General features: G+C 73.4%; 13 protein-coding genes. 8 read left to right on the forward strand and 5 right to left on the reverse strand.

Features of this window, described 5'->3' with window-relative positions; all coding sequences use genetic code 11:
- The 5 genes from IFT77_RS13570 to IFT77_RS13590 all read left to right on the forward strand — a co-directional run.
- On the forward strand, nt 1-707 hold a 707-nt coding region (locus tag IFT77_RS13570; RefSeq protein ID WP_192170292.1), incomplete at its 5' end, for an NAD(P)-dependent oxidoreductase.
- 239 nt (nt 708-946) lie between these two features.
- Nucleotides 947-2,032 carry an alkene reductase gene (locus tag IFT77_RS13575; protein ID WP_192170293.1) on the forward strand — a complete coding sequence of 362 codons (1,086 nt, stop codon included), beginning with the start codon at nt 947-949 and terminating at the stop codon, nt 2,030-2,032.
- Nucleotides 2,033-2,264: 232 nt separating this feature from the next.
- Entirely contained in the window at nt 2,265-3,362 is a 1,098-nt protein-coding gene (locus IFT77_RS17540) for a septum formation family protein (RefSeq protein WP_192170294.1), read from the forward strand.
- Between the two features lie 160 nt (nt 3,363-3,522).
- On the forward strand, nt 3,523-4,149 hold the full coding sequence (locus tag IFT77_RS13585; RefSeq protein WP_192042410.1) for a CDP-alcohol phosphatidyltransferase family protein: 627 nt from the start codon (nt 3,523-3,525) through the stop codon (nt 4,147-4,149).
- A 49-nt stretch (nt 4,150-4,198) separates the two neighbouring features.
- Complete coding sequence (locus IFT77_RS13590; RefSeq protein ID WP_244638821.1) at nt 4,199-4,777, forward strand: hypothetical protein; 579 nt, start codon at nt 4,199-4,201, stop codon at nt 4,775-4,777.
- A 15-nt stretch (nt 4,778-4,792) separates the two neighbouring features.
- On the opposite strand, the gene IFT77_RS13595 is transcribed toward IFT77_RS13590, so the two are convergent.
- A complete protein-coding gene (locus IFT77_RS13595) occupies nt 4,793-5,557 on the reverse strand; it encodes an aminoglycoside 3'-phosphotransferase (protein ID WP_192170295.1) in 765 nt (254 codons plus the stop codon).
- 236 nt (nt 5,558-5,793) lie between these two features.
- Complete coding sequence (locus IFT77_RS13600) at nt 5,794-6,006, reverse strand: hypothetical protein (RefSeq protein ID WP_123547114.1); 213 nt, start codon at nt 6,004-6,006, stop codon at nt 5,794-5,796.
- Between the two features lie 219 nt (nt 6,007-6,225).
- Between IFT77_RS13600 and IFT77_RS13605 the strand changes: the two genes are divergently transcribed.
- From IFT77_RS13605 to IFT77_RS13615, 3 genes are read left to right on the forward strand one after another with little or no spacing between them, the layout of a single operon-like run.
- A complete protein-coding gene (locus IFT77_RS13605) occupies nt 6,226-7,926 on the forward strand; it encodes a circularly permuted type 2 ATP-grasp protein (protein ID WP_192042412.1) in 1,701 nt (566 codons plus the stop codon).
- Nucleotides 7,920-8,849, forward strand: coding sequence for an alpha-E domain-containing protein (locus IFT77_RS13610; RefSeq protein WP_192042413.1), 930 nt, complete (start codon nt 7,920-7,922; stop codon nt 8,847-8,849). The genes IFT77_RS13605 and IFT77_RS13610 overlap by 7 nt, the downstream gene beginning before the upstream one ends.
- Entirely contained in the window at nt 8,846-9,691 is an 846-nt protein-coding gene (locus IFT77_RS13615; RefSeq protein ID WP_123547111.1) for a transglutaminase family protein, read from the forward strand. The genes IFT77_RS13610 and IFT77_RS13615 overlap by 4 nt, the downstream gene beginning before the upstream one ends.
- Before the next feature lie 5 nt (nt 9,692-9,696).
- On the opposite strand, the gene IFT77_RS13620 is transcribed toward IFT77_RS13615, so the two are convergent.
- The 3 genes from IFT77_RS13620 to dhaL all read right to left on the reverse strand — a co-directional run bounded on the left by IFT77_RS13620 (nt 9,697) and on the right by dhaL (nt 12,342).
- Nucleotides 9,697-10,566: an endo alpha-1,4 polygalactosaminidase gene (locus IFT77_RS13620; RefSeq protein WP_192042414.1), complete on the reverse strand. Its 870-nt coding sequence runs from the start codon at nt 10,564-10,566 to the stop codon at nt 9,697-9,699.
- 62 nt (nt 10,567-10,628) lie between these two features.
- On the reverse strand, nt 10,629-11,624 hold the full coding sequence (dhaK, locus tag IFT77_RS13625) for a dihydroxyacetone kinase subunit DhaK (protein ID WP_192042415.1): 996 nt from the start codon (nt 11,622-11,624) through the stop codon (nt 10,629-10,631).
- A 70-nt stretch (nt 11,625-11,694) separates the two neighbouring features.
- Complete coding sequence (gene dhaL / locus IFT77_RS13630) at nt 11,695-12,342, reverse strand: dihydroxyacetone kinase subunit DhaL (protein ID WP_192042416.1); 648 nt, start codon at nt 12,340-12,342, stop codon at nt 11,695-11,697.
- Nucleotides 12,343-12,375: the final 33 nt, after the last annotated feature.

A 12,375-nucleotide genomic window follows, 5' to 3' on the forward strand; every position in this document is an offset into this window, starting at 1 on the left:
GCGGCGAGGCCGTGCTCAGCGTGCTGCGCGAGGCGACCTCCACGGCCGACGCGACCGCCGCCTCCGACCCGACCGCCGCCGGCACCGAGGCCGACGGCCCCGTCTGGGTCCAGGCGAGCACGATCGGCGCCGCCGACACCGCGCGGGTCGTCGACCTCGCCGCCGAGCGCGGCGTGCCGCTGGTCGAGGCGATGATGCTCGGCACCAAGAAGCCCGCCGAGACCGGCACGCTGGTCATGCTCGCCGCCGGCGCCCCCGACCTCCTGGCCCGGGTGCAGCCCGTGCTCGACGCGATGGGCGCGAAGACGATCGCCGCGGGCGACTCCGTCGGCCAGGGCACGGCGCTCAAGCTCGCCGCCAACGCGTGGATCGCGTCCGTCACCGCCGCGACCGCCCAGTCGCTGGCCCTGACCCGGACGCTCGGGCTCGACCCGCAGCTGTTCCTCGACGCGATCGAGGGCGGGCAGGCCGACACCCCTTACGCGCACCTCAAGGGCGCCAGCATGATCGCCGGCGAGTTCCCCGCGCAGTTCGCGCTCGACGGTCTCCGCAAGGACGTCTCGCTGATGCGCGAGGCCGCGACCGCGGCCGACGCCGGGTTCGACACCGCCCTGCTGGAGGCGCTGGCCGGTCTCTACGGCACCGCCTCCGACCGAGGGCACGGCGGCGACGACATCGCTGCGGTGCACACCGCCTTCACCGGGTGACCGCTCCCGGGGGCTGCGCTCCCGGAGCTGCCTCCCTGAGGCCGCGCCCCCGGAGCTGCCTCCCCGGGGCTGCGTTCCTGAGGCTGCGTTCCTGAGAACTTCCTCCTCCGTGCTCGTCGGACGGAATGACCGCGCCGTGACCCGGGTTGGGTCGCAGGTGCGCGACGACGGGCACTCTCCCTGACGCGTCGCGAGGCGACGCGGCCACCTCCTCCCTCACCACCGGAAAGGACCCCTTCGTGGATCTCTTCTCCTCCGCCGTCCTCGGCGACCTCGTCCTCTCGAACCGCGTCACCATGGCGCCGCTGACCCGCACCCGCGCCGACGCGGGCGACGTGCCCGGCGACATCGTGGTCGAGCACTACGGCCAGCGGGCCACCCTCGGCATGATCGTCACCGAGGGCACCTACCCGACCCAGGAGGGCAAGGGCTACACCGGCCAGCCCGGCATCGTCACCGACGAGCAGGTCGCCGGCTGGAAGCGCGTCGCCGACGAGGTGCACGCGAAGGGCGGCACCATCGTCATGCAGGTGATGCACGCCGGCCGCGTCTCGCACCCCGACGTCACCGGCACCGAGCGGATCGTCGGCCCGAGCGCCGTCGCCATCGACGGCCAGCTGCACGTGCCCTCCGGCAAGGCCGCCTACCCCGTGCCGCACGCCCTCACCACCGAGGAGGTGCGCCAGACCGTGCAGGACTTCGTCACCGCCTCGAAGCGCGCCGTCCTCGAGGCCGGCCTCGACGGTGTCGAGCTGCACAGCGCCAACGGCTACCTGCTGCACGAGTTCCTCTCGCCCGTGTCGAACGTCCGCACCGACGAGTACGGCGGCAGCCCCGCCGCGCGCGCCCGCCTCGGCATCGAGGTGGCCGAGGCCGTCTCCGCCGCGATCGGCGCCGGCCGCGTCGGCATCCGCATCTCGCCGATGCACAACATCCAGGACGTCGTCGAGACCGACCTCGACGACGTGACCGCGACCTACGACGCCCTGATGGACGGCCTCGCCCCTCTCGGCCTCGCCTACATGAGCGTGCTGCACTCCGACCCGCGCGGCGAGCTCGTCCAGCGCCTCCGTCGCCGCTTCGGCCAGGCGGTCGTGCTCAACAGCGGCTTCGGCACGGTCACCGACCTGGCCGAGGCGAAGGACCTGGTCGAGAACGGCCACGCCGACGCCGTCGCCGTGGGCCGCATGGCCATCGCGAACCCCGACCTCGTCGCCCGCTGGGAGCGCGAGACGGAGCTCAACGAGCCGAACCCGGCCACGTTCTACGCCGACGGGGCGACCGGCTACACCGACTACCCGACGCTCGAGTCCGTCTCGCGCTGACCTCGGGGCGCCTCCTCGGCACGCTCGCCGAGACGGAGCGAGAGCCCCGGCCCGGCACCTCCGGCCACGCCACGGCGTGTGCCCTGCACCTGCAGGGCGCACGCCGTCGTGCGTCCGCCCCCGATCGAGGTCTGTCCGAGGTCGGCGGCGCGGGATACGATCCTCGCGGCGGACGTACCCGGTCCGCCGTCGAGGAGCCGTCGCACCCGGCCCCGCCCGTCAGGAGCAGCCCGTGTCGCCGTCGATCCCTCCCACGCCCGCCGACCTCGAGCGCCTGGCCGGCCTGCTGCGCCACGGCCTGACGGGGGCCGAGATCGCCGTCGTCCCGTCCGTGTACTCGGCCGACCCGCGTGGGGCGGTCCGGGTCCGTCTCGGCCACCGCGCGTTCCTCGACCTCGCCGACGACGGCGCGTCCTGGTTCGTCGCGGGCCTCTGGGCCGACCAGGGCGGCGAGACCCCTCCGGGCGAGCGCCGTCGCGAGTTCCTCGCCGTGCCGCTGCAGGCCGAGGCCCCCGTCGTCGCGACCGCGGTCGTCGCCTCCGTCTGGCGCTGGGTCGAGGCGATCGGCGCGCAGGAGGCGGACGCTCCGTTCACGCGCACGTCCCGTTCCGCTCCTCCCGCGATCCCCGGCCCGGCCGCGTTCGGCGCGCCGGCGCCCGCGCCCTACGCGCCCCAGGCGTCGTCGACGCCGCCGGCCGGGGCGTGGCCGGGCTACCCCGCACCGAACGCCTACGTCCCCCACGCGGCCCCGGTCTACGGCGCGGCCCCGCCTCACGGGGCCTGGCCCCCGGCCGCACCGTCGAGGCCACGCAACCGGGGCCTGCTCATCGGCGGCATCGTCGCGGCATCCGTCCTCGTGCTCGGCGGGATCTCAGCCGCGGTGGTGCACGGCGTCGGATCCCTGGCGAGCGAGGTCGTGGCAGGCTCCGCCCCCGGCGTCGACCCCGATGCCGTCCCCGACACCGGCATCGAGGAGCTCACGGTCGGCGACTGCTTCTCGTTCGGCGCTGCCGACGCGTCGGCCGACCAGGTCTCGATGGTCGACCTCCGCTCGTGCGACGAGGACCACCAGAACGAGGTCTTCCTGCAGGACGAGCTCAGCGGCACGGCCGCCTACCCCGGCGACGACGAGACCGCGGTCGAGGCCGACGACCTCTGCTACGGCGCGTTCGAGGGCTACGTCGGGCTCCCGTGGGAGGAGTCCGAAGTCGATTACCTCTACCTGACCCCCACGGAGGAGAGCTGGAGCGAGGGCGACCACAGCGTGCTGTGCTACGTGTACCTGTACGGCGACACGTCGCCCGGCAGCCTGCAGGACTACGGGTACTGACCCGCCGCGTCCCCCCGAGGCCCCGTCCGCGCCTCCCGAGACCTCCCGTCCACGCGTGACCTCTCGTGCACGCGTGACCGGTGCGTCGACCGACTCGGTGGTCCCCGTAGGATCGGATGCGCCCCGGCAGCCCGCAGGGAGCCTGAACCCAGGAGCCCCCGTGCAGCTCGTCGACCGCCTCTTCCGCACCGACGAGTGGCGGACCGTGCCGAACGCGATCACGGCCCTCCGCCTCCTCCTGCTGCCGGTCTTCGTCGTGCTCATCGTCGGCGAGCACTACTGGTCGTCGATGGTCGTCATCGCGGTCGTGTTCCTCACCGACTTCGTCGACGGCTTCGTCGCGCGCCGCACGCACACCACCTCCGAGCTGGGCGCCTGGCTCGACCCGGTGGCCGACCGGCTCACCGTCATCGTCGTGGTGCTGGCCTTCTGGCTGGGCGGACTGCTCAGCTGGCCGGTGTTCGTGCTGATCCTGCTGCCCGACGTGGTGCTGAGCCTGATCGCGCTGATCGCGTTCGGGGGCGCCTCCTTCCCCGTGACGTGGGTGGGCAAGGTCCGCACCGCCCTGATCTTCGTCGGCCTGCTGATGCTGCTCGTCGGCGTCGCGGTCGTGGCCCAGTGGCGCGGCTCCGAGGGCGGCGACGGCCCTGAGGCGCTCGGCCAGCTGCTCGTCGTCGTGAGCAGCTTCGTGCTGCTGCTCGGGCTCGTCGGGCACTACGTCGCCGCCGTGCTCTACGGCCGCGACCTGGCCCGCCGCTGGCGGGCTCGCGGCCGCACCGCCGCCTGACCGGCGTCCTGTCCTCGCCGGTGGACACCGCGCCTCCTAGGCTCGGGGCATGTCGTCGCGCACCCTCGCCGCCGCCCGTGAGCCACGGTCGCCCGTCGCCCTGCTGCTGCCCGGAGCCGGCTACGCGGTCACGGCGCCGCTGCTCGCCTGGTCGGGGGCCGTCCTCGCCGCCCGCGGCTGGCACGTCGAGGCGGTCACGTGGTCGTTCGACGCCCGCTCCGGTGAGGGCGACCCCGTCCCGCTGATCGAGGAGGAGGCGGTCGCGGCTCGCGAGTCGGCCCGCGCCGCCGGGGCGCACGGCCCGTGCGTCGTCGTGGCCAAGTCGCTCGGCACGCTCGCCCTGCCGTGGGCGCTCCGCGAGGGCCTCGCCGGCGCGTGGCTCACGCCGCTCAGCACCGACGTCGCCGTCCGGACGGCGCTCGGCGACGCCGGCCCGGAGCACCTCGTCGTGGCCGGCGACGCCGACCCGTTCTGGCGGCCCGCCGAGCTGGTGACCCGAGCAGACGTCGTCACCGTCCCGGGGGCCGATCACGGGCTCACGCTCGGCGACGACTGGCGTGCGTCGCTCGCGGCCCAGTCCGCCGTCTTCGAGCACCTCGACGCCTGGGCTGCGCGGTTCGGCGCGTAGTCGGCGGCCAGCGCCTCAGGTCGCGTCCCAGAACCCCCGGTAGAAGGCGGTCCGCAGCGGGTCGGGGTCGATCCCGTAGGCGTCGAGCCAGACGGCGTCCCAGCCGGGGCCGTAGTTCCACTCGAGGCTCATCGTCGCGACGGCGATGTCGGCCCAGCGGTCGGCGGCCCCGAGCGCGTCGAGGTCGACGTGGCCCGACCACGTCCCGTCGTCGAGCAGCAGCGTGTTCGGCACGCACGCGTCGCCGTGGCAGACCACGAGCCGGTCGACCTCGGGGGCCGGCCCGAGCGAGTCGGGGTGCGACGACGGAGGCGCGGTGCGCGCCCGCGCACTCGTCGCGATCCGGTCCTCCACCGACCAGCTGAACGGGCAGCCGTCCACCGGCAGGGCGTCGTGCAGCACGCGGAGCCCGTGCCCCGCCGCCCGCACCGCACGCTCCGGGTCGCGCACCCACCGCAGGTCGACGGCGCTGCGGCCCGGCAGGCCCGCGGTCACGAGGTGGTCGCCCTCGTCGTCGCTGCCGATCTCGAGCACCCGCGGCACGACGGCGTGCTCGACGGCCCAGCGCAGGCGCATCTCCTCGGCGTGCAGGTCGAGCCCGCTGCCGTGCGGCGCCCACTTGGCGAACCGCCGGTCGGGACCGTCCCCGAGGCGGTACGTCACGCCTCCTGCCTCGTTCAGCCACACCGGCGTGACGGTGTCGCCGTCGGCCGCGGCGAGCACGGGCTCCGGCACCACGAGGAGGCGGTCGTCACCGGCCGAGGACGCGTCGGGGATCATCCGCCCACGCTACGGCAGCGCCCGCAGCGCCCGCAGCGCCCGCAGCGCCCGCAGCGCGGCGCCGACCGCGGCGGCGCCCACGTGGCCGCACCCCTCGGACCCGCGCGCACCCCTCGGCGCGCGCGAGGGTCTGCGCGGGTTCCGCGGGTCCGGACGCACTGGCGGCGCCTGCCGCGCACACGACGAGGCCCGCCCCGCTCAGCGGGACGGGCCTCGTCGACGTACGCGTGCTCAGGTCAGCGCGAGGCCTTCTTGGCCTTCTTGATCGCGGCCTTGCGGGCGACAGCGACGTTCTTCTTGGCGCTCTTGCGCGCCTTCTTCACCTGGGGGTCGTTCCAGAACGAGCCGACGTAGCCCGAGATCTGCTTGTAGCGACCGTGCCCGGCCTTCGCGCCGAAGGTGTAGGCGATGAACGCGATGATGGCGATGAGCAAGAATCGGAAACTCATGGGTCCTCCCAGGGAACGTTGACGTGTTGCCTCGACGGTAGTCCCCGCGCCTGTGCGGCGTCTCGCCCGTGCGGATGAGACCGCCGAGAACTCGCTCGGCGGCTCGACCGGGCCCCCGGCGAGCTCCGACCGGCCCCGACCTGGCCCCGCCGGGAGCCCCGTCCCCGCCCGCAACCGCCCGGAAACACCCTGGCAACACCCCGTCAGTAGCGTCGAGCCATGGCAGACCTCTTCGACCGCTACGCCGCGGCGACCCCGGCCCGGGGCTCCTCCATCAGGCAGCCGGCGCCCGCCTGGGACGAGATGTTCGCCTCCGACCGCGAGGTCCGCCGGGCGTACCAGGAGATCCACGCGACCCTCGAGGGCATGACGCAGGACGACCTGCGCGGCCGCACCGCAGCCCTCGCCGACTCGTACCTCGCGCAGGGCGTCACCTTCGACTTCGCGGGCGAGGAGCGACCGTTCCCGCTCGACGCCGTGCCCCGCGTGATCGAGCACGACGAGTGGCTGGACGTCGAGAAGGGCGTGAAGCAGCGGGTCAAGGCGCTGGAGGCGTTCCTCGCCGACGTCTACGGGCCGCAGCGCGCCGTCGCCGACGGGGTGATCCCCGCGGGGCTCATCACCAGCTCGAGCCACTTCCACCGCCAGGCCGCGGGCATCGACCCCGCGAACGGCGTGCGCATCCAGGTCAGCGGCATCGACCTGATCCGTGACGAGGCCGGCGCCTGGTGCGTCCTCGAGGACAACGTCCGCGTGCCCAGCGGCGTCAGCTACGTGATCTCGAACCGGCGGGTGATGGCACAGACGCTGCCCGAGCTCTTCGTCTCGATGAAGGTGCGCCCCGTGGGCGACTATCCCGCCCGCCTCCTCGCCGCCCTCAAGAAGAGCGCGCCGTCGGGGGTCGACGAGCCGACGGTGGTCGTGCTGACCCCCGGGGTCTTCAACTCGGCCTACTACGAGCACACCCTGCTGGCCCGGCTGATGGGCGTCGAGCTCGTCGAGGGCCGCGACCTGTACTGCTCGGGCGGCCGGGTGTTCATGCGCACGACCGGCGGTCCCGAGCGGGTCGACGTGATCTACCGCCGGGTCGACGACGAGTTCCTCGACCCGCTGCAGTTCCGTGCCGACTCCGTGCTCGGCTCGCCCGGCCTGCTGATGGCCGCGCGCCTCGGCACCGTCACCATCGCGAACGCGGTCGGCAACGGCGTCGCCGACGACAAGCTCGTCTACACGTACCTGCCCGAGCTGATCCGCTACTACCTGGGCGAGGAGGCGCTGCTGCCGAACGTGCGCACCTGGCGCCTCGAGGATCCCGGCGCCCTCGAGGAGGTGCTCGACCGCCTCGACGAGCTCGTGGTCAAGCCGGTCGACGGCTCCGGCGGCAAGGGGCTGGTCGTCGGGCCGGCCGCGAGCCGACGCGAGCTCGACGAGCTGCGCACCCGCCTGCAGCAGGACCCGCGCGGCTGGATCGCGCAGCCCGTCGTGCAGCTGAGCACCATCCCCACCCTCGTCGACGACGGCCTGCAGCCCCGCCACGCCGACCTCCGGCCCTTCGCCGTGCACGACGGCGACGACGTCTGGGTGCTGCCGGGCGGGCTGACGCGCGTGGCCCTGCCCGCGGGCCAGCTCGTCGTGAACAGCAGCCAGGGAGGCGGGTCGAAGGACACCTGGATCGTCGGCGGCGACGTGGCGGCCTGGGCAGGCCACGACGTGAGCGCCCTCATCGCGGAGCAGACGACGCCGACGCAGTCGATCCCGGTGATCACGCCGGAGGCGGCGGCCGCGGCAGCAGCGGCGGCCGCGGACCACACGCCCGACCACGCACCCCAGGACGACCCCCGCAACGACCAGCAGGCGCAGCAGCAGCAGCAAGAGCAACAGCAGAGACCCACGACCACGACTGAAGGACGACCATGCTGAGCCGCATCGCCGAGAGCCTCTTCTGGATCGGCCGGTACATCGAGCGGTCCGACGGGACGGCGCGCATCCTCGACGTGCACCTGCAGCTGCTGCTCGAGGACCCGTGGATCGACGAGGACACCGCCTGCCGCAGCCTGCTCGCGGTGATGGGCAGCGAGGCCGCCTCCGACGAGGCGCTGACACGCGGCGACGTGCTCGCCCGGCTGGCCGTCGACCGGCACGACCCGGCCTCCATCGCCTACTCGCTCGGCGCCGCCAGGGAGAACGCCCGACGGGCCCGCGAGATCGTCTCGACCGAGCTGTGGGAGTGCCTCAACACGACCCGCGCCCGCATGCCGCGAAAGGTCGCGGACGACAAGGTGCACGAGTTCTTCGCCTGGGTGCGGGAGCGCAGCGCGCTCGCCGTCGGCATCATCGAGAGCGCGACCAGCCGCGACGAGGTGTGGCAGTTCTTCACCCTGGGCCGGTCGATCGAGCGCGCCGACATGACGGCGCGGCTGCTCGCGACGCGCACGCTGACCGAGGCGTCGGGGCCGTCGTGGACGACGATCCTCCGCTCGTGCGGTGCCTACGAGGCCTACCTGCGGACCTACCGGGGCGTGCCGAGCGCCCGCAACGCGGCGGAGTTCCTGCTGCTCGACCGGCTGTTCCCGCGCAGCGTGATGTTCGCGGTCAGCCGTGCCGAGGCGTGCCTCCGCGAGGTCGAGCCGTCGAACGGGCGGGTGATCGCGACCGACGGGGGAGTGCGGATCCTCGGGCAGATGCGCAGCGAGCTCGAGTTCCGGCCGATCGGCGACATCCTCGACGACCTGCCGGCCCAGATGGACGCCGTCCAGGCGGCGACGAGCGCCGCCTCCGAGGCCATCCGCCAGCGGTACTTCCCGACCAGCGCGGCCCCGACCTGGGTCGGTGAGCGATCGTGAGCCGGCTGCGGATCCGCCACCACACCGGCTTCTCCTACGCCGGCGAGGCCGTGGCGAGCTACAACGAGGCGCGCATGCTGCCGGCGCACGCCGAGGGGCAGTTCGTGCTCTCGTCGCACCTCCGCATCGACCCCGCCGCAGGGACCCACGAGTACGTCGACTACTGGGGCACCCGGGTGTCGGCCTTCGAGGTGCTGCTGCCGCACCGGCAGCTGTCGCTGACGGCGACCTCGACCGTCGAGCTGCGGCCGGTGCTGCACCCCGAGACGACGACGGGCTGGGACGACCTGGCCCGCGTCGCCGGCGCCACCGCCCAGTTCGTGGAGCACCTCGAGCAGACGCCGCTGACGGCGCCGCCGGCCGACCTCGTCGACCTGGCCCTCGAGGCGAAGGGGGCGTCGACCTCGCCCTGCTCGACCGCGATGGAGATCTGCCAGAGGGTAGGAGGCGCGGTCCGGTACCTGCCCGGCGTCACCAACGTGAAGACGACGGCCGCCGAGAGCTGGGCCGCCCGGGCCGGGGTCTGCCAGGACATCGCGCACGTGACCGTGGGGGCGCTCCGCGCGGCGGGGATCCCGGCGCGGTACGTCAGCGGGTACCTCCACCCGCGGCCGTCGGCGGAGCTCCGCGAGACCGTCACGGGAGAGTCGCACGCCTGGATCGAGTGGTTCTGCGGAGCCTGGCACGGCTACGACCCCACGAACCTGATCGACATCGGCGACCGTCACGTGGTCGTCGGCCACGGCCGCGACTACCGCGACGTGCCGCCGCTGCGCGGGGTGTACGCGGGGTCGGGCGCGTCGTCGCTGTTCGTGACCGTGGAGATCACGCGCGAGGCGTAGCCGGCTCAGCAGCGAGCGAACGAGTACCCGGGGTCGTCGGCCGGCACCAGGTCGCGGTCGCGCACGACGGTGCTGCGCGGGGTCGTCGCCCGGGCGCAGAGCCCCTCGACGGTGTCGCGCAGGTCGTCCGTGTACTCGATCGCGAGCACGTGGTCGCCGTAGACGGACGTGTAGGCGTCGCACTCCGAGTAGCGGTCGCACTCCTCGGCCACCGCGAAGTCGAAGCCGATCTCGTCGCGGCCCCGCGCCTCCAGCTCGGCGGTGTTCTTCTGCCCGGCGAGCAGCCCGGTGTCGTGGGCCTCGCCGACGAGCAGGGTCGCGAAGGCGACCGCGTCGTCGAGGTCGAAGGCGCCGTCGGACCGGGTGTACGAGTCGAGGTTGTCGAACTCGACGGCGTCGAAGCCGTCGTCTGCGCAGCCCTGGACGGTCGCGCGCATCCGTTCGGCCACCGCCTCCCTCGTGGTCGCGTCGGCGAGGTCGAAGAGGTGCTCGTCGGGCCAGCCGGGGTCGACCAGCAGCTCGCCGGAGGAGCGGTGCAGCAGCCACTCGTCGGGCCACTCCACGCCCGGCTGGGTCTGGAACCCGTTCACGTAGCAGACGTTCCACACCCCGGAGGCAGGCTGCTCGGTGCTGTCCCGCACGACGATCCCGGTGCCGCTCGGCGGGTCGGAGGAGCCGCCGAGCTGGTAGTCGAGCGCCGCGCCGACGGGGAAGCCGTCCGGGTCCGGCGTGGCCGCCGGCATCGTCTCGACGAGGAGGGGAGCGCTGGCGCCGGACTCGCCCGGCGTGCAGCCCGTCAGCGAGAGCGCGAGGACGACCATGCCCGCGGCGGCTGTGCCGAGCGCCCTGGCCGCGGCTGTCCTGGGTCTGCGCATGCAGCGAGCATAGGTCCCCGGACAGCCGCGACCGCAGCTGCGGCCACGGCCGTGCCCGGTCCCTAGAAGGTGCGCAGCGGGATCTCCGCCGGCGCCTCCAGCAGGCGCTTCACCTCGTCGTCGAGCTTGACCAGGGTGATCGACGCGCCGGCCATGTCGAGCGACGTGCAGTACTCGCCGACGTAGCTGCGGACCGGGGTGATGCCCTGGGCGACGAGCTTCTCGTGGGCGATGCCGTAGAGCAGGTACAGCTCGCTGATCGGAGTGCCGCCGAGGCCGTTGACCATCAGAGCCACCTCGTCGCCGTCCGAGAACGGCAGATCGGACACGATGGGCTCGAGCAGCAGGTCGACGATCTCGTCGGCGGGCACGATCTTCTGACGGGCCCGGCCCGGCTCGCCGTGGATGCCGACGCCGACCTCGATCTCGTCGTCGCCCAGCTCGAACAGCGGCGAGCCCTTCGAGGGAGGCGTGCAGGCCGTCAGGGCGACGCCCATCGTGCGCGTGACCGAGTTGACCTTCTCGCCGACGCGGACGACCTCGTCGAGGTCGGCGCCCTCCTCGGCCGCCGCCCCGACCGCCTTGATCACGAAGAAGTTGCCGGCCACGCCTCGACGGCCGATCGTGTAGGTCGAGTCCTTGACGGCGACGTCGTCGTCGATGAACAGGGTCTTCACCTTGATGCCCTCGGCGTCGGCGAGCTCCTCGGCCATCTCGAAGGCCATCTTGTCGCCGGTGTAGTTGTTGACCAGCAGCAGCACGCCCTTCTCGCTCTGGACCCGACGCGCCGCCTCGACCACGTAGTCGGTCGGCGGGGCCGCGAAGACGTCTCCGGGGCAGGCAGCATCGAGCATGCCCTTGCCGACGACCATCACGTGGGCGGGCTCGTGGCCGGAGCCCGAGCCCTGCACGATCGACACCTTGTCCTGGTCCGGCGCGTCGGCGCGGACGATCAGGTTGTACTTCGGGTCGTAGGTGAGCGTGTCGGGGTTCGCCAGGGCGAGGCCCTTGAGCATCTCGGGGACGAACGCCTTCGGGTCGTTGATGAACTTCTTCATTGCGGGTGCCTCACTTCGTCGTGTGTCGCCGTGGTGGGAGGGGGAGGGGAAGTCGGTCGGACGTGCCGGGTCACCACGCGCCCGCGACGCGCTCGGCGAGCACGGCGACCGCGATCGCTCCGGGGTCGGGGGACCCGATGCTCCGCGCGCCCGTGTAGGAGGCGCGGCCCCGTCGTGCCTGGAGGCTCGCGGTGGCCTCGGCGGCGGCCCGCGCGACCTCGGCGGCGTGCCGCGCAGTCCCGGCCGCGTCGGTGCCCGCGGCGACGTCGGCCTCGACGGCGTCGGTCAGGGGCACGAGCGCGTCGAGCAGGGTCTTGTCGCCGACGTCGGCGCCGCCGCGCTTCTTGATGCCCTCGATCGCGGCCCGGAGCATCGCGACCGCGTCGTCGGGCGTCGTCTCGCTCTTGCCCTTCATCGTGATCGCGGCACGGAGGAAGGCGGTGCCCCAGATCGGGCCCGAGGTGCCGCCCATCCGGCTGCTCATCGTCGTGGCCACCTTCTGCAGGAACGCCCCGAGGTCGTCGTGGTCGAACTGGTCGAGGTCGGCGAGGACGGTCTCGAAGCCGCGCGCCAGGGAGTAGCCGAAGTCGCCGTCGCCCGCGACCGCGTCGAGGTCGCAGAAGTACGCCTCGTTGTCGACGCAGGTCTGGGCGATCAGCCGGACGGCGTCCACGAGACGGGACGAGTTCGTGTCGGCGGGGGGAGCGTCGTTGCTCATGTGTTCCTCGGTCTCCTGTGTTCGGGGTTCGGG

It is taken from the genome of Frigoribacterium sp. CFBP 13729, from assembly GCF_014841875.1.
Taxonomy (GTDB): Bacteria; Actinomycetota; Actinomycetes; order Actinomycetales; family Microbacteriaceae; genus Frigoribacterium.